Source organism: Paenibacillus glycanilyticus NBRC 16618 (assembly GCF_004000805.1).
GTDB classification, from domain to species: domain Bacteria; phylum Bacillota; class Bacilli; order Paenibacillales; family Paenibacillaceae; genus Pristimantibacillus; species Pristimantibacillus glycanilyticus.
The window spans coordinates 104226-127075 of record NZ_BILY01000009.1 but is presented as its reverse complement, the minus strand read 5'-3'; the positions used below and the strand labels follow the sequence as shown (position 1 = coordinate 127075).

Genomic DNA, 22850 nt, shown 5'->3' with positions numbered 1-22850 from the left:
CTCAATGTCCTTTATATGTTATATGAAAACCTTATTAAGCTAAGTGGGATTTCTGACTGATCTTGGTTAGAAAATGGTTAGCCATTTCCTTCACCCATTCCCACATGTTTTTGCACTGCAAAAAAACTCGTGATTAGGTAGAAATAACCTAAACATGACAACAAAAAAACAGCCACACTTGGAACGTTTTAACGTTGTTCAGCATGACTGTTTTCATTTTTCATATGCCGTAGGGGCAATAGAAGAGTAAATGCATAATGACCAGCTTTATGGACAAGCTCGAGTTTTCCGGATTGAAGTTCTGCAAGTTGTCTCGATATCGCAAGTCCCAACCCCGCGCCAACATGAATGGCAGGATTCTTGGTGGCATGTTCCGTTTTATAAAATCGTTCAAAAAGCTTAGACTCTTGCTCTTGCGTTATACACTCCCCTTCATTTTCTATCGTTAAATAAATCCAAAATTCATCGCATTCCAGTGTAACATCAATAACTTTTGGAGCGACTGCATACTTTAAAGCATTCATTAAAAGATTGTCAATAATTCTTACCACTTGTTCGGGGTCGATATATACTATAGATTCCGCAACATTGATTTGAGATGTGATCATGGAATTTTGTTCGTTTGCAATGGGTACAAACTCAAATAATATCTGCTCAAGGAGCGCTCGCAAGTCAACTTCCTTCTTAATTAACTTCAAATTTCCAGAGGAAATTCGCGTATAAACGAACAGATCATCAATAAGCTTTTTAAGCTGTTCAGCTTTCCTATATGCATTATTCACGAAACGATTGTATTCTGACTCGTTTAGAAACGAATGGTTCCGGAGCAAATCAAGGTAACCAATCATACTTGTCAGCGGTGTCCGAAGATCGTGGGATATACCGGTAATTAAATTCATTTTCAATTCTTCATTTGCTGTCTCCTTCTCCTTCTGATTTCCAAGTTTCTCTGCCATTTCATTCATGTTTATGGCTAAATTACCCAACTCATCCTTCCGGTTGACTGGAACTCTGTAATTTAAATTACCTTTTGATATGATACCCAGCCCTTCAGCTAGAAGGGAAATGTATTTAATAATTCTTCTTGTAAAAAAATAGAATGCAATAAGAAAAAAAACCAAAAATATGATGGGAATTATATAGACCATGAAACGATAATATTGTGATCCTATTGTTGTCCGAGCAGTCGAATTTATTGCTCCTCCTATAATCGAGGTTATAACTGATGCAATGAGAATAGAAAAAATTGTGGCCCACAGAAAGGAATAACGCACACTATGTTTTCGTAATAGTCTAATATTTGTCGATTTTATAACCAACACCCCATACCGTCTTTATATATTGCGGCTCCCTTGGCACTAATTCAAGCTTTTCCCTTAAATTGCGTATGTGGACCATCACCGTATTATCTGAGTACCCTGTACGTTCTTTCCACACTGCTTCATATATGGCATCAGCGCTAAAAACTTGCCCAGGATTCGCTGCAAGCAACTTTAAGATCCCGAATTCTAGAGGGGTCAACATCACCTCTTGTCCCCTAATTGATACATAATGTTTTGTCTCGTCAATAACAAGATCTTGAATACAGATGGTCTTAAATTCCGATATCTTAGGTTTAAGCAAGGATTGACGCCGCAACTGTGCTTTAACCCTTGCAATTAGCTCCATAGGATTAAAGGGTTTCGTCATGTAGTCGTCTGCGCCAGTAGTAAGCCCTACAATCTTGTCCATATCTTCTTCTTTGGCAGAAAGCATAATAATTGGTGTGGCATATCTTTCTCTAATTTTCATACATGCCTGAATACCATCCATTTGTAGCATCATTATATCGAGTATGATTAGATCAACTTCACATTTCATTAATGTATCAAGCGCCTCTAATCCATTTTTCGCCTCAAGAACCTCGTGTTCTTGTTTTCGCAAATAGATGTGAATCACGTCCCGGATTTCTGAGTCATCATCTACAACAAGGATTAAAGCCATTAGATTGCTCCCCTCCTACTCCTCATCGCATATTCGTTTTCTACAAACATAAACAAAAGCGGGGGGAAAATTCAATGGAACAAGAGATATCTTCTCTATATCGAAGTACTATGAAAGCAACCTTCTCATTTGTAATGAATATTGAAAGGCAATTAAATGACCTCCAGGTTTAAGAGCATCAACGCATTGCCGAATAAGGTGATGACGCATCTCAGCGGAAAAATTAAAAAAAGGAAGCCCACTAATAATACAATCCACCTTGTGCATGTTGTGTTTTTCTAACTGCCATAATAACTGCATCGCATCCCCTTCACAGATCCACTCCGAATAATTATTTTGTATCCTTCCCCTCATCTGTTCATCTTTTTCAAATATCATTACTCTTGTTTTGGGATTTAACCGCTTCGCCATTAGTCTGGATATAGCACCAGTCCCTGCGCCTAATTCAATAACCGTTTTTATTTGCTCCCATGATACTTGATCAAGCATCCGATTTGCCAAAAATCGTGAACTCGGCACTATGCTACCCACGTATTTAGGATTCTGTACATATTTTTTCAAAAACAATATCGATTGATTCACGCCCATCAATTTTCACGTCCTTTTCTTACGTATAACTGCTTGTAAACTCAGAATAAAACATCCGGCGAGTGTCCATCATAACTGCTGGGATTATCCTCACCTCATTCCTGTCCGGCGTATTCAAAGAGTCCCGGTAAAAAATCTGGCAAAAAAATATTCTTCACATTGATAACTATAAGAATAATTTCTTAGCTGCCACTAAGGATTTTTCTAAAGAATTTCTAAAGAAAACTCAAAAATCTTCAGCATTCGGGGTCACTTAAACATTCGTAACAAAATAAAAAAAGGCACTACAGATTATAACTCTCTGTTGTACCGGTTGAGGATTTATGTCAGTTAAATAAAGAGCTTAAAAAAGCTAAAGCTGCTGCTAACTGTTCCGGAGTCAAGATATTTACATATACGTATTACAAAATGCAATCCTTCTCTACAACGTCAATCAACTGTTTAAGCTGTTGTACGCTATATTCTAATGAAAGTGAGTAATAACGCAGTGTTCCTTTTTGTTCGTTTTTAACGAGATGATTATCGCGCAGTATTTTTAAGTGATGGGAGATTGCGGGACGGGAAAGGTTCGAATGCTCAGCAATTTCATTCACGCTTAACTGCTCCCGTTCAGCCAATAGGAGGATGATATCCTGCCTTGCCGGATCACTTAAAGAGTTAAATAACGGTATGCATGCTCGAAAAATATCGATCGCTTGTTGGGACATATTTCAAGAAACCTCCTGTTCGACAAACAATTGAGGGAGTATTATTTTTCCCCTGCGACATACTTGGCAATTTTCGCCGCCAGACTACGCGGCAAGAATTTTGCCCCAAGAGCACCTGCCTTGTTCATGCCGCCGGTTATAACCACTCTTTTCCCCTTCATCATTGCATTATAACCTATTTTTGCAACTTCCTCAGAATCCATTGCTCGACTAAACATTCTCGTATTCTCTACAGCAGCAACGGTACCGAAATTGGTTTTCGTAGCTCCCGGGCAAAGAGTAGTAACCGAAATTCCAGTTCCAGACAGCTCTTCTACAAGCGCTTCTGAGAAGGAGAGCACATAAGACTTCGTTGCATAATAAATGCTCATCATAGGCCCCGGTTGGAATGCGGCTGTACTTGCTACGTTTAATATTCTTCCAGTGTTCCTTTTTTTCATGTTCTGCAGAAAATAGTAAGTTAGTTCCGTTAAAGCAGCTATGTTTAATTGAATCATGTCTAATTGCTTTTGGATATCCAACTCGTCAAATTTACCTAATAAACCAAAGCCGGCATTATTGACAAGTACATCAACGGTAATGGCTTGTTTTTCTACCTCATCAAATACTTCTTTGGCGGCGCCAGGCTTACTCAAATCTTTTTGAATGACAGTTACCTGAATGTCTTTATACGTCTTTTTGATTTCCTCCAACTTTTGGCCGCTTCTTGCTACAAGAACAAGATGATAACCATCCTGTGCAAATCGTTTTACGAACTCATAGCCTAATCCGCTGTTGGCTCCCGTTATTAATGCTGTTTTTTTCATTATATAGATTCTCCATTCATCATCCTATTATGTTTATATGTTTAAACATTTAAACGCATTATACATGTTGATAGAAAATACGTCAAATGACTAGGTACATATAGAATCGTTTATAAACCAATAGGCTGAACAGGTTATCCCCTGTACAGCCTATAAAATAACAAATCACCCCCTTATGAAGGTATGGAGGTTGAATTGCAAGTAAGTTACCAATTATGGATACTAGCGGTGAAAGGGTACAGTTGCTTCCACTGAATCAGATTTCACCTGTAAAGCGATTATTTTCTTCATCACACCATCATTCAAAAGCTCGTTCATGAGTGCGAACAACTGCTCCAGAGGTGGTTTATTAGATTGGGAAAACCAATAGTGAAAGATGCCGATCATGGCGTTCAGTGTATATTCGACCGTGTAGTCCAACTCAAACCCTTCCTTAGCGCCATCTCCCGTTAGTCTGGCCATCAAGAGGGGCTTGAAGCTGTTTTTAATTTTACTGAGGAAAGCCGGATCGCCCTGATCTCCAAGCAAAACCATGTAATAATCATTCAGTTCCTCGAGACTTTGAATTAACAAGACGACTTGCATGGAAATATCCATTATCGCTACATCTGTTTGAAGAGGGGTCAACATCCGCTCTTGCAGTTTGACGAGCAAATCGTTCTCGATTTGTTCCAGCACGTCATATGCATCCTTGAAGTATTCATAAAAGGTTCCCCGATTGTATCCGGCCTTGGCCGTAATCTCTTTAATGGAAATCTTCTCGATTCGCTTCGTTCGGTATAGCGACCAAAAAGCGTCGGTTAAGTTTTGTCTTGTCTGAATAGTCGTTTGCGACTGCTTTTTCATAATACAATTAGCTCCTTAAGACGCAACAATATCCGACATTTGAACCAAGACTGTCGGTTGAAGCAAGTTAGGGGACTCCCTTACACTTTAAACATACGACAAGTTGTTGGGTTTTTCAATTCAGAAGCCAGGAAGGGAATATTAGGAATGAGCATTATACAAGTTGAGAAGCTAACCAAGTCTTTCACTACAACAAAAGGCATCTTCAATCTATCTCTTACAGTTAATCAAGGAGAAGTTTTCGGCTTTATCGGTCCGAACGGCGCGGGCAAGACGACCACGATTCGTCATCTGCTTGGCTTTACAAAGCCACAGAGCGGGAAGGCTTCCATACTAAATCTGGATTGCTGGAGCCAGTCCCAGCAAGTTCAGCGGCATCTTGGCTATTTACCGGCGGAGATTGCATTTCCAGAGAACATGACTGGTATGCATCTGATTCGGTATTTATCCGATCTGCGCAAGCTTCGGAATATGAAAAAAGCTGAAGAATTGATTCACCGCTTCGAGCTTGACCCTTCAGGAAAGCTTAGCCGCATGTCCAAGGGAACCAAGCAGAAGGTTGGCATAGTCTGTGCATTCATGCATGATCCGGAAATTCTAATTTTGGATGAGCCGACTACCGGGCTCGATCCGTTAATGCAAGCCGTCTTCATCAATCTTGTCCAGGAAGAGAAGCTGAAGGGCAGAAGCATACTGATGTCCTCGCATGTATTCGAAGAAATCGAGAGTACTTGCGACCGAATCGGGATTATCAAGCAAGGCAGAATCATCTCGAATATGCGTACGGAAGAAATCAGGAATAGCTCCAAACGAACGTATGCGATCGAGTTTTTCGAGCGAACGGACATGGCATTATTTGAGAACGATGCTTTCAAGCCGAAGGAAGTCGATTCGGAAGTAGGCCGGGTAGTCATTGAAATTGAAGATTCTAAAATAAATGAACTGCTTCGAGCATTATCCACCATAAATGTTAAGTCGATGCGCGAAGTTCCATCCTCGCTTGAAGAACATTTCAGAGGCTACTATAAAGGAGAGCAAATCGATGTTTAATTCAACGCTATTCAGGCAAATTGCTGCTTCTAATCACAAGCTGTTCATTGTTATCACAGCGATACTGAGCGCATTAATAACGGTGATTATGAGCGTATTCGTCCCGTCCACCATCAGTCAAATCGCAGAGGCGAACAAGAACGCAGGGCTCAATCCATTAGGGGATATTTCTACGCTTAGCGACTTTGTGGGCAACCAGTATTTCGGTATGTTCGCGCTTATTCTGTGCATTATATATACCGTAGTTCTAGGTAATAGAATGATCGCAGGGCAAGTTGATAGAGGCAGCATGGCTTACCATCTTGCTGCTCCGATTTCACGTACGACATTGACAGTTACCAGCGCCATCTATCTCGTTTCCTCGCTTGCCGTCATGTTTGCGATCGTCTTCGGGGTCGGATGCGGAGTCGCTGAAATTGCACAGCCGGGAAAGCTTGATATCTCGACCTTCCTTACGCTCACCTTCGGATTCTTCTTGCTGCAAACAGCGCTTAGCGGAATTGTCTTTGTCGCTTCCTGTGTGTTTAATCGTTCATCGCAATCGCTTACTCTCGGTGCTGGAATATCGATCTTCTTCTTCGTGGCGAACCTTCTTTCCGGCTTGAGCAGCAAACTAGAATCGTTGAAGCATATTACCATAATCACGCTGTACGATTCGAAGGCCATAATCAATGACGGCAGCTATGTGAGTGGACTAATCATCTTGATCGTAATCGGAATCATTTTTTTTGCGGCTGGAATCGTTACTTTCAGAAGAAAGGATCTGCCTCTGTAAATGAATGGTCTACAATGAAATCGCTCTTCTAAGCGTACTCTAGATACACGTCAACCAGATACCGGGAGTCCCAGGACGTTGATTGCAAAAAACCCCCGTAACGCTAGTTACGGGGGTTATGCTCATGATGGATAAACTCAGTTCGCTGTATTGCCGAAGGACCCAAGGAGTCAAACACTTTATTTTCACAGTCTACTGGTATCAGTTTAGGTTGCAATCTCCAATAAATGGATTAACAAAGCAAGCGCATTATACATCGATTTTACGGCCCTTCCAGTTTACCGAATGCAGAACATGTGCTCGGAATAGGGAATATACGTGAATGGTCACAAAGAATAAAAACAATAACGGGTACATCAAGAAGATGCCCCGATTGAAATTGCCGCATCTGCGTGCAAATAGCATCGTCTGTAAAGCATACGCCGTGTACAACAGAGCACTGAGCACCATGGCACCTTTAGGGAATGCCGTAATAGAGGAAATGAGCGCCGCAGTGCTCATAAAACCACCTGTAATCCAAAGGATAGTCATTAGCATCACGACCGGATGGGTAGACTTTGAACCAACGGCAAAGCTTTTGCACCATCCTTCTATAAGACTTATCAAACCTTCCGGATACATGCGAAAATTGATTACACCGCTCCCCCCGATACAATAGACAGGAAGGTTGTTATCCATGAAAGCCTGTCCCAGCGCCAGATCATCCATTACTGCGCCTTGGATTTTGTGATGCCCCCCTGTCAAAAAATAATCCTCTTTATTACATATAATGCAAGGGCCAAAAGAGCCTGCTGCTTTAAATCGAGACCCCCAGCATGTGAATATATTCATTCCAACAATTACAATTACGTTAAAAATGGCCGATAAATTCTCATATAACCGATGCGCGGTATGATAAGGCTGCAGGGATAGAATCCCTTTAGCACCTATTCGTTGGTAGAAACCGAGTAACTTAAGCAGGCTATCCGCATCAGTTAGAGATGTATCTGCATCCAAGAAAAGGAGCCACTGCCCTTTAGCATGCTCTGCTCCATGCCAACAGGCCCTAGATTTCCCTGACCCTGATTCTACCGCTTTGTTTTGCAGAACCTTGGCACCGTATCTTCTGGCGATCGCTGAAGTCTGGTCTGTCGAATGATCGTCAACAACAAGAACCTCGAATGACTGGTAATGCTGCTGCTGTAATGAACGCAGCAACGGGGAAATCCGACCAGCTTCGTTTCTGGCAGGAATAATGATGGACAGCAACGGAAAATCGGCGTTCGTATCGAGATTCTTAATAACTGGAAAAGACCAGAACATGACAATTCCGACTAGAAGAGCCAATAAGCCAATTGCAAGATTGATCCATTCTGAAACGGGCACTGCATTCCCTCCTTAAGGTAGAACCGGAATCGCATGGATCTCTGCTTCATTTCCCGGAATAGTCGAATATAATCCCTTGGTCATCCTGTATCAGTTCCTGTACGGTAATTCTAGCCGATAATAACACGATCGGAACACCCGCGCCCGGATGTGTGCTGCTTCCGGTAAAGTACAGATTGTCGCAATGCTTGGCCTTGCTTTGCGGACGCAAATGGTTGCTTTGAGACAAGATCGGCATCAGACCGAAAGTCGAACCGTTATAGGCATTGAACTTGGACTCGAAGTCACGTGGGGTAATGCAAGTTTCAGTGACGATCTCCTGTTCAATATGCTCAAAACCGCGAATCTTCTTTAAGGTGTTTAGAATATAGGAACGGTAATCCTGAATCGTCTCCTCATTCCATTCGTAATTCGCCGCGGCAACATGGGAAACCGGCATCAGAATGTATAAACCGTCTTTACCCTCGGGGGCAAGCGAAGCGTCCATTTTGGAAGCGATATAAACATAAAACGAACCATTGGTCAGTTTATTCCCGGCAAAAATGTCATGCAGATTTTTTTTCAGATCCTCGGTAAAAATAAAATTATGAACGTGCTCGATTTCCTCGTATTTTCTATTCATGCCCAAGTAAAGAAGAAAACAAGAGCAGGAGTATTTCATTTTATCGATTTTTTTATCCGTGAATTTCCCTTTTGCCACCCGGTCTTTCACCAAGTTTTTGATGGCGTACGGGAAGTCTGCATTACATACCACGAAATCCGCCGGCACTTTCTGCCCGTCTACAAGGATGCCTGTTGCTTTACCATTATGTACGTCAATTTCCTGCACACTTTTGTTATAGTGGATGGTCCCGCCCAGTTCTTTGAACAGCTTTTCCATAGCTAGAGCCATGGTATACATGCCGCCTTTAATAAACCAGACGCCATACATAAATTGTATCATCGGGATCATGGTGTAGAACGATGGACTTTTGAACGGCGAAATGCCAATGTACAAGGTCTGAAAGCTTATCATCTGCTTTAACCGTTCATTCTTCATATATTTGCTCATAAAACGATCTGCCGTGTCGAATGTTTTTAGTTTTAACGCTTTCTTCAGCATCGAGAAGTTATAGAAATCTCGGGATTTACGGAAAGGTCTTTGGATAATGTTGTGCTTGGCGACCATAAATCGTTTATAAATTTCGTGCAGATAGAGAAAGAAGCCCTCCATATCCTCTTCGCTAATTTTTTCTATCGTCTTCGTCAATTGCACAAGATTGGAGGAAATATCGAAAGGCGCGTCAGGAATATCTTTGTAATAAACCCGATACATCGGGTCTAATCTCTCCATGGGGATGTAATCATCCGGATTCCGGCCGCAAAGTTCAAAAATTTCCCTGTACAGTTCCGGCATCATGACGATCGTTGGCCCCAAATCAAATTTGTAGCCATCCGTCTCAATCCGGTTCATTTTCCCGCCCGGAGAGGCTTCTTTCTCATAGATTTCGACCTGATATCCGGCATGCTGTAGTCTGATAGCGCTGGCCAGCCCTGCGACACCTGCGCCAATAACAATAACCTTCTTGCTCATGAGAATGCCCTCGCTCCCGTTTTATTCGCACTTGATGTAATGGCCTCTATTCGCCCGCGATTGTATCTCTGCACAATAATGAATGGCAAGTTAAACACCACCGCATACAGAATCATGAACCAGCCCACCCATATGGGGTTCCATAAGAAAAATAACGGAGCAGGCACCATCGACAACCAGTGGGTCAGCTCCGCTCGTTTGGTTTCCGCGGCGAATTCGTTCAAGTCGCTTATTTGGGTACCATGCAATTTTTTCTTACCATACCCTTTTTTTAGAATCGCCGTACCGTCTATCAGACGCCCTTTCCATCTTTTTACGAGAAACAACTGTTGCCATAAACTTCCAGACTTCTCCCAAGCGAAAAGCCGGTACCAGACACTGTCTTTCAGAAAATACGACAAAGGAAGCTTCAAGCAAAAGACGGAAACGATGACATGAAAAAAAGCCCAAGCGAATATGTCGATGCTGACAGTCCAAAAGATAGGAAAAGATAAATAGGGCACGGCAATCCTCCTAGACGATCTCTATTGTTCCTTTACAACAGCCATTTCCTAAACTTGTGCACAATGCGCATGTCTTGATCCGAGTACGGCGGAAATTTATCGGACACATGGAAGTAGCGATACGCTTTGTATTCCGTTTTCTCATAACTGAAACTTTGAAAGCCCGCTTTACCATGATAGCTGCCATGTCCGCTGCGCCCCACGCCACCGAAAGCAACTCGGGGATTGGCCCCATGATGGATGACTTGATTCACACTGACAGTAGTTGATCGCATGTAGTTTTTGACCAATTCAATGTGTTGCTTATTCTTGCTAAACATATAGGCGACCAATGCATCACGCGGAATCGCCTTCAGTTCTAATAAGTCTTTCAGATCGCGAAAAGGTATAACAGGCAAGATTGGGCCAAAAATCTCCTCCTGCATAATCGAGCTTTCTGGTTGTATATCTGTTAATACAGTCGGGGCGATGAATAAATCATCCGCATCAAAGGCGCCTCCATACCAAACCTTGCCTTGCGCGAAAAAATGCATCAGTTTTTGAAAGTGTCGATCATGACAAATCCTGGCGTAGTCTCTGCTATCGCTTGGGGACTCCCCATAAAATGCTAGTAATGCCGAGGAAACTTCGGAGAGTGTTCTTTCATACACGGACTCATGTACGAATAACGTATCAGGAGCAATGCAGGTCTGGCCTGCATTCAGAAATTTTCCCCAGACGATTTCCCGGATAGCTTCAGGCGAAAAACCCGATTCATCCAGGATACAAGCGTTCTTGCCGCCGAGTTCCAAAATGACGGGGATATGCTGCTCGGCAGCCTGCTGCGATACGGCCCTTCCTGTCTCTTGGCTTCCTGTAAAAAACACGAGATCAAATGGCATCGTCGTTAATTGCTTGGCAAGATGCCTATCCCCCGTCACAACAGTTAAAACTTCAGGCGGAAACGTTTGGCTGACAACCTGTTGCAGCAGCTCGCTTGTTGCCGGCGCGTATTCCGATGGTTTGATCACGCAACGGTTTCCTGCAGCGATTGCACTAATGGCTGGCATCAATGCGAGCTGCAGCGGGTAATTCCATGGGCTGATGATGAGAACACTGCCATACGGACTTCGCTTTTTGCGAACCGCTTCTATGTAACCGAATTTGAACTGATAGGATCGCTCGAATCTCGCCCATTGCTTCAACGACCTGCATACATACTCGATCTCATTCAACAGAATTGCGATTTCGAATGCAAAGGCTTCAAAAGCGGGTCTTTTCATATCGGAAACAAGTGCTTCGATAAATGCCGCCTCATGGTCGATTAGCATCTGCTTCAGCCTCAGAAGTGTATTCGTACGCTCTTTCACCGCAGGGAACTGGCATTGAATAATAGCCTCCTGTTGCTTTTCCAATATCGCACGCAGCGCAGCACTGCCCTTATCACCCATGATTCGTATCCCTCTGCACGATTTTGTCCCGCACCTGTTGACCGCTTAATGTCACCATGGGCATACCGCCTCCCGGGTTTACCGTTCCGCCGACAAAATAAAGATTGTCATAGAGCGTGCTCTGCTTAGGATGCTTAAACCCTTTATTTTTTTTGCGATCGGATAATGTGCCGTATATGGCTCCACGGTCGGATCCATACATTCGTTTAATGTCTTCCGGGGTCCATAAATCTTTGGTAACAATGTTATCACGCAATCCATCCAGCCCCATTTTTTCTAATTTCATCAGCACCAATTCGGCAAAACGCTCATAGTCCTGCTGTGTAAGAGGTTGATCCTGAATATAGGGAATATGGGGCAATACTTTCAAATTTTCATACCCTTCGCGGGTCTGCGCGGGATCCGTTTTATTGACGTTCACCAGATAGATGATCGGGTCATCCGGCAGCTCATGGCGGTGAAATATTTTATTCATTTGCTGCTTCATATTTTCTGCAAAGAAAAAATTGTGATGGGCGAGCTGCGGGTATGTTTTTTTTACGCCGAGGTGCATGATTAGGCCCGAACTTGCCGGTTCATATTTCTTTTTCAATTGATGGATAAAAGGCTTCTCTTCCTGAAGTAGACGCTCATAGAACGGAATGACTTCCATATTGGAAATGTAGTAGTCTGCCGAGAGTTCTGTCCCGTCTTCTAATAAGGCACTGGTGATTTGTCCATCCTTCTTCTTTAGATGGACAATTCGTTTACCCGTATGAATAGCTACGCCTGTTTCTTCTGCCAGCTTCACTAAACCGCTGGCGAGCAAGTGCATCCCGCCAGGAACATACCACAATCCTTGCTTATGCTGCATATAAATCATCATGTTTAGTACGGCCGGCGCATCATAAGGAGAAGAGCCAACGTATTTGATGAAATAAGAAAGCATATCTCGCAGATCGCGATTGCTTATTCGTTTTGCAATAGACTTATGTACCGTGGAGAACAAATCAAAGTTCTTGAGAGCATTAAAGACGCCATTATATTTCGCGATATCTTTGGTATTATCAGCCCCATGCTTGAAGTATCCTTGCTCCGTCATCTCGTACAGCTTTTTGGAGTATCGGAGCAGATTCTCGTACTCGGACATATCATGCTCACTCAGAGTCTGATTCTTCGCTTTCATTTCTTCGATATCTTCATAGAGATCGATGATATTGCCATTCGGAAAAAAAGATCGCCACTGATGGTTCAGCTTTACAGTTGGAACGTAATCCGTCATCTTTTTACCGCTTAATGCAAATAATTTTTCAAAGATGTGCGGCATTGTGAGAATGGAAGGGCCAAGATCAAAGCCGAAACCATCTTGCTCAAGCCGATTCAGTTTACCGCCTATATGATTGTTTTGTTCGTATAAAGAAACGTTATAGCCGCTTTGTCTCAAAGATATGGCAGCGGATAACCCGCCAAGCCCGCCGCCGATAATCAATACGCTTTTTTCATTTGACAATTCAAACAACACCTTTCAGACAATTTGGGAGCGGTTGCCCACGGCAGCGCTAATCATGGTCATTTTTTCCTTCGATACATAGTTGCGCTTGGAGAAACAGTCATAATCATTGCCTCTGACAGCATCCAATATGCCTCTGTACACGCCTACAGACAAAAAGAGAGGCACCCTGCTGTCAGCATCAAATAGATTTATGCTCTTATAGAAATCGTCGTACAAGGAATCGGCATGTTTAGCCAAACTCTCCCACAGATTAACAAAACTCTCGGTAATGAGACCATGTCGTAGATCCGACTGTGTATACCGGAAGCGCTCCATTTCTTCTTCGGGCAAATAAATTCGTTGCTTCTTTTGGAAATCCTCGCCGACATCACGCAAAATATTTGTGATTTGCATGGCGATGCCAAGTTCAATCGCAGATAGACGCAAATCGGCAGAAGCTTTGGAAGCCAAGACTGGCAAAAGCATTAAACCTACCGAGCCGGCAACATAATAACTGTATCTTTCAAGTTCTTCCATCGTTCTAGGGATAGAAAAATTTAAATCCATCCACTGTCCGGTTAACTGGTCGTAGAATGCTTGAATGTCCATCTCATAGTTGGTAAAAACCAGCCTGAGCGCTCGCCACAGGGGATGATCCACCTCTGCCCGATCCCTGAATAAATCGAGTTCTTGTTTTAATTGTTGCAGCGACTCGAGCTTTTCCGAATGTGGTCGATCTGAATCTGCACAATCGTCTGCCGTTCTGCAAAAAGCATAAATAGCATAGACGGCATTGGCTTTTTCCGGCGGCAGCTGCGAAAATGCGTAATAAAAGCTTTTAGAATGTTTTTTAATAATTGATTCGCAATAAGCAAAGTCCGCTCTCATTTGCTCTGAGACCATAAACCTCTCCCCTTCTTACCCTACAGGCACCTAATCGTTTCTTTATGTGCAAGAAACACCGCTCGACGAACAAATATGTCGCATTATTCAGACGATTATTGCTAGATTAGAGCGATCTCGCCATAGATAAGTAAATGGCACAATTATGTATATTTTTTCGTGCTTTTATACCTCACTTATGTAAAAAAGAAGATTGGTACCTCTAAGCTCCAGAATATTCGAGGCACCAATTCCGAACATGTTGTTTCTACTCCAGGTCAACTTGCTCAAAAACAAATCTTATTCCCGCTTTAAAACCTTGCTAAGAACCACTCTCCGATACTGTTGGCTTGCGAGCAAGTAAAAGTCGATCAACCCAGTTTCCCCATTCGCCCTGATTGCCTCCCGGCTGGCACCAGGAGTTATAAGGCTCGTTAACACCTTCGAATCCTCTTCCGCCCAGCGAGAAGGATAGGTTTGCGAACCTCTCTCTTAACTTGTCGATAAGAGCTAACGTATCGGATAAAAGTCGTCGATCGGACAGTGAAATTGCAATAACCTCTATGCGTTGATCCTTGATGATCTGTTCGATTCCGCTTTCCGGCGTATCGGGACCGAGGTACAGCACCTCGACTCCACGTTGCCTGAGAAATAAGGAAAACAGCATTAAACCCAAATGATGCTGCTCTTTAGAAGGACAAAAGGCAAGCACTTTAGGTAGCGTCTCATCAAATGGGAAAAGTTGAAAAAAACCATAGCAGCGCTGGGTAACGAATTGCGTAATAAAATGTTCCTGGGCAACCGACGCGCGTCCGGCTTCCCATTCATCACCGACTTTAATAAGTAAAGGGACCAGCACCTTGATAATCATCGTTTCGTAACCGAACATCGAAAATCCCATATCCAGCAACGCCTTTGCTTGCTGGGATCGGAAAGCGCTTAGGAGGTCATACAGATTCTTAACCGTTTGTTCATGATTATCATGTTTATCACCGGCCACAGTTGAGTCGTACGTCTCAAGCCTGAAAAGATTGCTCTTCCGGCTCTTTTTCAACGTGACAGCCTGACTGATCGACATACCACGTTCCTCTGTCATTGCTTTGAGCCAGCGCAAGTCTTCGACATCCTGTTCGGTAAACAGCCGGTAACCGGTATCCGTTCTGGTCGGGGTTACAGCTCCATATCTCTGTTCCCAAGCACGAAGGGTGACAGCAGGGATATCCAGCATCGCTGAGACTTGCTTAATTGTAAACATGATGGATACTTCCTTTCTGTTCTTAATGCGCCTAAACCTAAGGTAAAACTTTGCTTTAATGTTTTCATAACCTATACAGTCATTATACAAAAATATATAGGGTTTGTCTAAACATTCCTTCCACATCTATAAACGGAACAGCAGCAGTCATAGGCGTGAAAATAAAGTCCTAGACTGCTGCTGTTTTTTAACTAACGTTCTTTTTAGTTTAACTAAATAACGTGATATCCCTCAGATATTAACTGCCAAATTCCTTCTTTAAAGGGGGCATCTTAAAAGTGCCCAAGAATAAAAAAATACGCATCCTGGAATCTGTGTCGGATTCATTTTTACTGCAAACAAAGTGGCTTTAATAGTGGTGCGAATAACTTTATAACCAAAGAGCAAACTGAGATCTAACTTGCTCGGCAATCCACTGATTGACCTCGTTTAGTTCGGCTACCGCTTGCTTTGTAAACGGAAGCTGCGGCATGTAGCCCGGCGGTCCAAACTCAGGCGTGAGTGACATCGAAGCGTTGCCCGCAGCAGCCATTGCTTCCGCGATTTGTCCCCACCAAGTCAGAAACCTCGAGGTTTCATAAGCATACTCCGGCGCTGCGGGATGCGAAACCTGCGGACCCTCCGCGTGGCCTACCCTTCCATGTACATGAGTAGCTCGCTTGATGGCCAACCGCATAGTATCCTCCTGATCCTCCAGCATCGATTCGCATACATTGCACCAATGGCTGAAGTCCGCGGTTATACGAAGCTCGGGAAACTTTTTCAGCAGCCGGGCCGTTGACCAAGGAGAGAACATCGCCCGTGCCCGATGCGTTTCGTGCCCAATAGGGAGCTTGTATTGCTGCTCTACCTTCAAGGCAGCTTCGAAGAAACGGTCTGTTTCGGCCTCCGGCATCCAATCTTTGGCACTATGGGAAACGATAAGCTGGGGATTAAATTCGGTTACCCGTTTCACTTGTTCCGCGAAGGAAGCAATGTGCTCCTCTGCTGTCACGATCTGGGCAATGTAATCCAGCTCGTATGTCTCGAGCAAACCTTTGAACGCTGCTTCATCCGCTACAGGCGGAAGCGGAGCTTCAATCCCGTCATACCCTTCTTCTTTCGCTTGCTGGAGCTGGCTTGCGTACGTACCGGGCATCCCCCATAGTGCTTTATACAGCTTTAACTGCATCGTATACGAATCCCCTTATCGTCTAAATTGGAATTATTCGTTAACAAACAGGCTGCCAGCTATGTTTTTCCCGCGTGCCAGCCAAATTTTGAAGCCAGGATTCTTCTCTGGAATAACGTAAGCTTCTGTGGAGAAATAACGCATCGTGTAGCCGCATCTTCGGAATTCGCTCGTGTTCGCCTTCGCACCGTGAATAATTCTCGAGTCGTGAAGAGAGCATTCGCCTGGCTCCAGCTCGAAATAAACGGCTTTGGACTCATCGATATTTTTAATCTGGCTATTGAAAATATTGCTGTCTTCGCTCACCGATTCGTATTCGGAGAATCCGTTCGTGTGCGTGCCCGGAATAACGCGCATGCAGCCGTTTTCTTGATTGCTTCGGTCGATAGCCAGCCATACGGTAACAATCTTGTCTAACCTGTCCATTCTGCCTTTCCAATAAGCAGAGTCCTCATGCCATGGCGTCTGCTTGCCTACAAGCGGCTCCTTCGCGATGAAATGGCTGGACCACAAGCCGATATTTGGACCAATTAACGGCTCAACTAGATCAAGTACTTCATCGCTGAGCAAAAACTTCAGCAGGCGCTCATCGCGGAAATGCGGGGTATCCAGCTCGCTGTTGAGCTTCTTTCCAACCGCTGCCCACTGTTCTTCGAAGATGCCCGACAACTCTTGCATTTTTTCTGGTGAGAACAATGGTTTCTTCTGAAGTAGAAAACCGTTTTTCTCGTAATGGAATACTTCTTCTTGGGTAAGCTGTTGAGCAGTCATTATAAAATCGCTCCTTAGCGTCGTTTTCTTTACACCTCTATCATAATTTCTATCCAATAATCCCTCTACATTTTGCTTAGGCAAAACCATGCATATCTTCGGATTAGGCAATAAATGATTTATAACCGGATGTCCATAGGGTATTGTAGTAGCAGATACAAAACAGAAGGAAGGGAACGACTTTAATTCCATGATTACGCCTGAACGATTACTAAATGAAAACTATCTTGCCAGCTCCTCCCCCTTTCGGATCTTCCACCATACGATCAATGAGAAAATCGATACGCATTGGCATGAGTTTTTTGAAATTGCTTTTGTTCTCTCCGGATCCGGCGTTCATACGTTGAATGGCGTCCCGACAAGACTTGAACGAGGGATGCTGTTTCTAATGACGCCTGCCGACTTCCATGAGATTATCCCAGATCCTGGCGAAACGATATATCTGTACGATCTCATCTTTCTGGAATCCGTCATTAACAATGAATTGCTGGAGTTAATCTTTGCTGCGGATACGGCGTATATCCATCAATTCCATGGCAAGGAAGCCGATCAACTGGAAGAAATCTGCAAGCGGATATGGGATGAAAGCGTGCATGCTGACGTTGGCTATCGCATTATCATGCAAGGCGCTCTTGAGCGTCTGCTTATTGATCTGGCGAGAGCCTGCAAGCGAGCGGCGAGCTCCGCCCCCCTTGTGAATCATCCGATATCAAACGTCTTGCATCCTTCCGTGCGACGAACGCTCGTCTATATGCATCATCATTTCAGGGAACAGCTGACGCTAGCTAAAGTTGCCAATTATGCAGGCATATCGCCTACGTATTTCAGCGAATGCTTTCATAAGCAGGTTGGCGTTCCATATCAGGTTTATCTGCAGCAGCTGCGGCTGAAATTCGCGCAGTCGCTCCTCGCCTCCACTTCACTTACGATTACGGAGGTATGTTTTGCGGCAGGCTTCAACACGGTGCCCCATTTCGAGAAGATATTCAAGCAAGCCTACCAGCAGACGCCAAGCCAATACCGCAAGACGCAAGGAAATGCTTAATAGCGTGCCTCTAGACACGCACTCAACAAAAAACAGACCTCCTGATGAAAGGAAGCCTGTGTTGGCCAGCCTTGATCCGATGGAATTTAGGAACAAGGCCGCTTAGTACATCATTTTATCGTGCATAGTTACTTAATTTCTTTGTTCACAAGATTAATATGATTCAGACCCGATCCATTCGTACCATCAAAGATGAATTCAAGTTGATATTTGCCACGAACGTAGGTGATTTTCTTCTGTACGGTTTTGCCGGACTTAATCAGGACGGACTCATTGGGAGTACCCCAGTGTTGAGTAAGCATCTTGACGGTAATCCCACCTAGGTTGGTCTCACGCTCAACATTTGTTCCGAAATATCGCATTTCCTTAATTTTACCTAGCTTATAGCTAATTGCATACCCAGGATGCCCCATTTCGGCGTGATAAACATCGAAGCCATCGGAGTCTTTAGCAGGGGATTCAGCTTGTCCAATTGCCTTGATAACAGATGCATGCGTAGTTAAACCAATCGTAAACCCATGGAAATTAGGGAACTGACCGTTAAGGGCCGGCTTATAGAAGCTCATCAGCGTTTGGTAAGCTTTTGTATGTGCGTCGACAGGAGCAGCAGTTTGAGTAGCGGCCGCATGGGATGGGACGGTTGCCACAGCTGTTAAAGCTAAAGTTCCGGCGGCAACTGTAGCCACCGCAATTTTTTTCATGGATTTATAAACTTTCATTATTTTCTACCTCCTTGGGATGTCGGGGGTGCTCCCCGTTCATGTTGCAATAGCTATACGACACAGTCACAACCGAAGTCGCTCAGCAGCTGCTCTATTATCTCCTCGATTTCTGCTTCTGCTGGCCTAACTTGTTGATACTCCGGATACGTTCTATGTATTAATCATGCAAAAAACATGTTTCAAAAGTATATACAAGATGTAATTTATTTGTAACATTAATCTGGTAGCAAGTATGACCTGTTCCGTTTATACCGAACTCAGTATTTGTAGTTAAGAATTGACGTTAGACTGCCCCTTAGAAACGGAACAGCAGCAGTCATGGACGTGAAAATAAAGTCCTAGACTGCTGCTGTTTTTTTAAACTAACGTTCTCCGTCCCCTCACAATCCCCTCTCTTTCAAAATCATACACATAACCTTAATGATGAATATGTTTAATAAGCTTCATTTTTCACCAGCACAAACAAAAGACGGCCGCGAGGGCCGACTCTTGTAACGTTTAATTCCAGCAATTATGAACGTCCATAGCTGAGGTTGTTTGCCCCCGATCCGCTATCTTGCAGCGACTCAAGTAGCTTCGCCAACAACGGGTTTTCTTTCTTCTCCAGTTTGAACGCAGCATAGATGATGTTTTCTACAGAGAGTTCAGGGAACAATACCCGGCATCTTTGGCGGCGGACAGCGTCCTCAATAAGATAGGCAGGCAAAACACTTATCCCCATCCCATGCTCCACGGCTGACAGAATACCTCTTAAGTCAGGTATGATATGCGTTGCTTGCAACTCCGGCCGCTTGCCGAAATGTTCCCGCCAAAACCGTCTGATAATAGGGAGCTCAAGTCCATAGCTTAACCAATTACATGACGCCAGCCAACCTTCGATCCCGCTGATCTCGTCCACATCGACTTCACAATCCGCCGGTGCCGTAACGAAGAACCGCTCAATCTCCAGCCTTGCATATTCAATCCCGGAGATCTGGGGATTTTGCGTAGTAATAATGATATCAAGCTCGTCTTTTTGGAGATCGTCCAAAAGAAACTCCGCGATACCGAAGCGAACAATAAACCGAAGCTCCAACCCGTTTAGCCTCGAAGCGGCCTGATAGGTGAAATACTCTGCCGGAGCGCCGATCCGCACTACAGGTGCCGCCCCTTCAGGTGCGGCATATTTCACTTCCAGCGAGATGCTCTCCAAATTTTCGATATGCGGCACAATTCTGGTATATAATTCCTTACCTTTGTTCGTCGGAATCATTTTGCGTGGAGCTCGGATAAACAGCGGCCCCCCGACATCCGCTTCCAAAGCGGCCAAATGTTGGCTCATAGCAGGCTGGGTCATCATGCGGGCTTGTGCAGCCGCTGAAACAGAACGATGTTTATAAATACTGACAAAACTCCGGTACCACTCGAAATCAATCATCCTTGCAGGTCCAGTTTGCGCAAACGGTGTATTGTGCGTGACTCCAGCAAAGGCTCAATCGTTTTGCGGTATGCCTGATAATGCACACTTTGAAGATGGTCTTGCACGGCTGCCTCATCCTTCCATGTTTCATAGAAGGCGAATTGTCCCGGCAGATCGTGCGATTCGTGCACAATGTACTCAACATTGCCCGCTTCAGCCCTTGAAGGAGCAGCGACCTTTTTAAGCGAGGACCGAAGCTCGTCCTCTTTCCCGGACTTCGCCTTTAGCAGGGCCATAATTGTAACTGCAGACATATAACGCACTCCTCGTCTCCATAACTTATTTGACTTACAGTGACCGGGTTAAGATCTCTCTAACGTCATCTTTTTGCAGAGGTACATAGCCGCCGATCATAGTCGCTACCATAGCACGCTCGGCCATCAGCTCAATCTCTTTGTTGTCGATTCCGTAATCAGATAATGCGGCAGGCGCACCGATTGATGTCCAGAACTTTCTTAAAGCCTGAACCGTTTCGGAAGCCATTTCCGCAGTCGACTTCCCTTCAGCATGCAAACCAAAAACACGGACGCCTAGCTGTGCAGCCTTTTCAGGGTTGCGCTTGGACACATAATCCATCCAGTGCGGGAACAGAATGGCAAGTCCTCCGCCATGCGGAATATCGTGGACCGCAGAAACGGCATGTTCTATCATATGGGTGGCCCAATCAGTTTTTACCCCCATGGATAACGTACCGTTTAATGCAAACGTACCGTTTAGCAGCATGACTTCCCTGTATTCGTAATTGTTCAGGTCATTCACAAGCTTAGGTGCGGTCTCAATGACAGTCCGCAGAATAGATTCGCCGAAACGCTCCTGCAAAGGCGCATTGGAAGAGGCATGAAAATATTGCTCGAACACATGGGACATGATATCGACAATGCCGTATACCGTCTGGTCTCTTGGTACGGAGAACGTCAACTCGGGATCAAGAATACTGAATTTAGGATTCACGTGAATCGAACCAAAGGAACGTTTGTCGTTTTCTTCCCAATTCGTAATAACAGATCCCCCATTCATTTCGGAACCGGTAGCAGCAAGTGTCAACACGGTTCCGATCGGAACCGCCGATGACGGAACCGGGGCCTTCCGGGTTACGATATCCCATACATTTCCTTCATAAGGCACGCCCGCCGCAATAGCCTTGGCGCAGTCAATTACACTACCACCTCCTACGGCTAGAATAAACTCCAGTTTGCGTTTTCGGATGAGCTCAATTCCTTTTTTTACAGTGGTCAGGCGAGGATTTGGTTCAACGCCCCCCAGTTCTGCTACTTCCGCATTCATGCCCTTTAGCAAAGACATAACTTGATCATATAGACCGCTCTTCTTGATGCTGCCTCCTCCATAAAGAAACAGAATTCTAGAGCCGTACGCAGCGATTTCATCAGGCAATGCACTTAGCTGGCCTTTGCCAAACAATAATTTGGTTGGATTATGATATTGAAAACATTCCATGTTTTACACTTCCTGTCTTTTCGAGTTACTTTATTATTTTAGTTTTGTTACGATTTTCCCTTGCACATGCCTCTCTGATAAGGCGGCCAGTGCTTGAGGCACTTCTTCCAGGGATATGATTCTGGATAGCATTGGCGAAAGCTTCTTCTGTTCTAGCAAAGAGAGCATTTCATGACCGATTACTGCCAGATCGGTTTCCGAAATAGGATCATTATGATGATGGGCTGCATTCAATGCAATTTCATGATAGGAAATGGTCTTCGTAAATGGTTTGATTCGAGTATAATCCGGGGTACCGGCTATGTGGGCTATATGCCCGTTATATGCAATCAAGTCCAGTGAGGCGGTTGCATTATCTCTGCCGACCGGATCCACAACCGCATCCACTCCGCGTCCCCGGGTCAGCTCCATAACCCTGTCATATACATTTTCTGTTTGATAATCAATTACATGGTCCGCGCCTAAAGCCTTAACGGCTTCAAAATTTCGCGCGGATGCTGTAGACAACACTGTTAATCCGGCCAGCTTCGCAAGCTGAATCGCAAATCCTCCGACCCCGCCAGCCCCTGCATGAATAAGAATAGTGCGGATGACCTGCAATGGCAGCTTTCGATGCAGCACCTGGTAAGCCGTGTACCCGGCCGTAGGCAGCGCAGCAGCTTCCTCAAAGGAGACCCCTTCTGGAATCCGGGAGACGGTATGTGCTGTAGTCACAGCATATTCGGCATAAGCACCTTTTTTGTTGAGATCCCCATGATAAACGACCCTATCGCCTTTATTCCAACCTGTTACGCCTTCCCCGATTTCATGGATGATACCCGCCGCATCAAGCCCTAATATATGAGGATAACTCCAGTTCGGGTTGCCTCCTGCCGCGGTTTTGTAATCGACCGGGTTTAACCCGGCCGCATGGACCTCCACGACGATTTCCCCTTTTCCAGCTGATGGCAACGGAATCCACTGATTTTTACCGTGCAGCAGTAAAGCTTTCAT

Annotated in this window: 23 protein-coding genes; 3 read left to right on the top strand and 20 right to left on the bottom strand. The window is 44.4% G+C overall.

Annotation, left to right across the window (positions count from 1 at the left end; all coding sequences use genetic code 11):
- Positions 1 to 188 precede the first annotated feature (188 nt).
- The 6 genes from PGL01S_RS09350 to PGL01S_RS09325 all read right to left on the bottom strand — a co-directional run bounded on the left by PGL01S_RS09350 (position 189) and on the right by PGL01S_RS09325 (position 4930).
- Complete coding sequence (locus PGL01S_RS09350) at positions 189 to 1148, bottom strand: HAMP domain-containing sensor histidine kinase (protein WP_127493994.1); 960 nt, start codon at positions 1146 to 1148, stop codon at positions 189 to 191.
- Positions 1149 to 1293: 145 nt separating this feature from the next.
- Positions 1294 to 1983: a response regulator transcription factor gene (locus PGL01S_RS09345; protein ID WP_127493785.1), complete on the bottom strand. Its 690-nt coding sequence runs from the start codon at positions 1981 to 1983 to the stop codon at positions 1294 to 1296.
- A gap of 108 nt (positions 1984 to 2091) precedes the next feature.
- Positions 2092 to 2571, bottom strand: coding sequence for a class I SAM-dependent methyltransferase (locus tag PGL01S_RS09340; RefSeq protein WP_244935555.1), 480 nt, complete (start codon positions 2569 to 2571; stop codon positions 2092 to 2094).
- 401 nt (positions 2572 to 2972) lie between these two features.
- Positions 2973 to 3278: an ArsR/SmtB family transcription factor gene (locus PGL01S_RS09335; protein WP_127493783.1), complete on the bottom strand. Its 306-nt coding sequence runs from the start codon at positions 3276 to 3278 to the stop codon at positions 2973 to 2975.
- Between the two features lie 41 nt (positions 3279 to 3319).
- On the bottom strand, positions 3320 to 4084 hold the full coding sequence (locus PGL01S_RS09330) for an SDR family NAD(P)-dependent oxidoreductase (RefSeq protein ID WP_127493781.1): 765 nt from the start codon (positions 4082 to 4084) through the stop codon (positions 3320 to 3322).
- Positions 4085 to 4306: 222 nt separating this feature from the next.
- Entirely contained in the window at positions 4307 to 4930 is a 624-nt protein-coding gene (locus tag PGL01S_RS09325; protein WP_127493779.1) for a TetR/AcrR family transcriptional regulator, read from the bottom strand.
- Between the two features lie 147 nt (positions 4931 to 5077).
- On the opposite strand from PGL01S_RS09325, the gene PGL01S_RS09320 reads away from it, so the two are divergent.
- Positions 5078 to 5980 carry an ABC transporter ATP-binding protein gene (locus PGL01S_RS09320; protein WP_127493777.1) on the top strand — a complete coding sequence of 301 codons (903 nt, stop codon included), beginning with the start codon at positions 5078 to 5080 and terminating at the stop codon, positions 5978 to 5980.
- Complete coding sequence (locus PGL01S_RS09315) at positions 5973 to 6755, top strand: ABC transporter permease subunit (RefSeq protein ID WP_164775425.1); 783 nt, start codon at positions 5973 to 5975, stop codon at positions 6753 to 6755. Before PGL01S_RS09320 ends, PGL01S_RS09315 begins: the two co-directional genes overlap by 8 nt.
- Before the next feature lie 249 nt (positions 6756 to 7004).
- On the opposite strand, the gene PGL01S_RS09310 is transcribed toward PGL01S_RS09315, so the two are convergent.
- From PGL01S_RS09310 to PGL01S_RS09270, 9 genes are all read right to left on the bottom strand, one after another.
- Positions 7005 to 8120 (bottom strand): glycosyltransferase family 2 protein, encoded by a 1116-nt coding sequence (locus tag PGL01S_RS09310; protein WP_244935554.1) that lies wholly within the window; start codon positions 8118 to 8120, stop codon positions 7005 to 7007.
- Positions 8121 to 8166: 46 nt separating this feature from the next.
- On the bottom strand, positions 8167 to 9693 hold the full coding sequence (locus PGL01S_RS09305) for a phytoene desaturase family protein (protein WP_127493773.1): 1527 nt from the start codon (positions 9691 to 9693) through the stop codon (positions 8167 to 8169).
- Entirely contained in the window at positions 9690 to 10196 is a 507-nt protein-coding gene (locus PGL01S_RS09300; protein ID WP_244935553.1) for a glycosyl-4,4'-diaponeurosporenoate acyltransferase CrtO family protein, read from the bottom strand. The genes PGL01S_RS09305 and PGL01S_RS09300 overlap by 4 nt, the downstream gene beginning before the upstream one ends.
- Positions 10197 to 10228: 32 nt before the next feature.
- Positions 10229 to 11626: an aldehyde dehydrogenase family protein gene (locus PGL01S_RS09295; RefSeq protein WP_127493771.1), complete on the bottom strand. Its 1398-nt coding sequence runs from the start codon at positions 11624 to 11626 to the stop codon at positions 10229 to 10231.
- The gene (locus tag PGL01S_RS09290; protein WP_127493768.1) at positions 11619 to 13115 is read right to left on the bottom strand and encodes a phytoene desaturase family protein; all 1497 of its coding nucleotides are present in this window, start codon (positions 13113 to 13115) and stop codon (positions 11619 to 11621) included. The genes PGL01S_RS09295 and PGL01S_RS09290 overlap by 8 nt, the downstream gene beginning before the upstream one ends.
- A 15-nt stretch (positions 13116 to 13130) precedes the next feature.
- The gene (locus PGL01S_RS09285; RefSeq protein ID WP_127493766.1) at positions 13131 to 14000 is read right to left on the bottom strand and encodes a phytoene/squalene synthase family protein; all 870 of its coding nucleotides are present in this window, start codon (positions 13998 to 14000) and stop codon (positions 13131 to 13133) included.
- A 301-nt stretch (positions 14001 to 14301) separates the two neighbouring features.
- Positions 14302 to 15234, bottom strand: a complete 933-nt coding sequence (locus PGL01S_RS09280; RefSeq protein WP_164775424.1) for a MerR family transcriptional regulator — start codon at positions 15232 to 15234, stop codon at positions 14302 to 14304.
- A 370-nt stretch (positions 15235 to 15604) separates the two neighbouring features.
- Positions 15605 to 16405, bottom strand: coding sequence for a sugar phosphate isomerase/epimerase family protein (locus PGL01S_RS09275; protein WP_127493762.1), 801 nt, complete (start codon positions 16403 to 16405; stop codon positions 15605 to 15607).
- A 33-nt stretch (positions 16406 to 16438) separates the two neighbouring features.
- Entirely contained in the window at positions 16439 to 17176 is a 738-nt protein-coding gene (locus tag PGL01S_RS09270) for a phytanoyl-CoA dioxygenase family protein (protein WP_164775423.1), read from the bottom strand.
- A gap of 190 nt (positions 17177 to 17366) precedes the next feature.
- On the opposite strand from PGL01S_RS09270, the gene PGL01S_RS09265 reads away from it, so the two are divergent.
- The gene (locus PGL01S_RS09265) at positions 17367 to 18221 is read left to right on the top strand and encodes a helix-turn-helix domain-containing protein (RefSeq protein ID WP_127493759.1); all 855 of its coding nucleotides are present in this window, start codon (positions 17367 to 17369) and stop codon (positions 18219 to 18221) included.
- Positions 18222 to 18349: 128 nt separating this feature from the next.
- Here PGL01S_RS09265 and PGL01S_RS09260 read toward each other — a convergent pair whose 3' ends face one another.
- From PGL01S_RS09260 to PGL01S_RS09240, 5 genes are all read right to left on the bottom strand, one after another.
- Positions 18350 to 18940 (bottom strand): YjgB family protein, encoded by a 591-nt coding sequence (locus tag PGL01S_RS09260; RefSeq protein WP_127493757.1) that lies wholly within the window; start codon positions 18938 to 18940, stop codon positions 18350 to 18352.
- Positions 18941 to 19454: 514 nt separating this feature from the next.
- Positions 19455 to 20360 carry a LysR family transcriptional regulator gene (locus PGL01S_RS09255; protein ID WP_127493755.1) on the bottom strand — a complete coding sequence of 302 codons (906 nt, stop codon included), beginning with the start codon at positions 20358 to 20360 and terminating at the stop codon, positions 19455 to 19457.
- The gene (locus PGL01S_RS09250; RefSeq protein WP_127493753.1) at positions 20357 to 20656 is read right to left on the bottom strand and encodes a putative quinol monooxygenase; all 300 of its coding nucleotides are present in this window, start codon (positions 20654 to 20656) and stop codon (positions 20357 to 20359) included. The genes PGL01S_RS09255 and PGL01S_RS09250 overlap by 4 nt, the downstream gene beginning before the upstream one ends.
- Before the next feature lie 34 nt (positions 20657 to 20690).
- Positions 20691 to 21857: an iron-containing alcohol dehydrogenase gene (locus tag PGL01S_RS09245; RefSeq protein WP_127493751.1), complete on the bottom strand. Its 1167-nt coding sequence runs from the start codon at positions 21855 to 21857 to the stop codon at positions 20691 to 20693.
- Between the two features lie 33 nt (positions 21858 to 21890).
- Positions 21891 to 22850, bottom strand: a complete 960-nt coding sequence (locus tag PGL01S_RS09240) for a zinc-binding dehydrogenase (protein ID WP_127493749.1) — start codon at positions 22848 to 22850, stop codon at positions 21891 to 21893.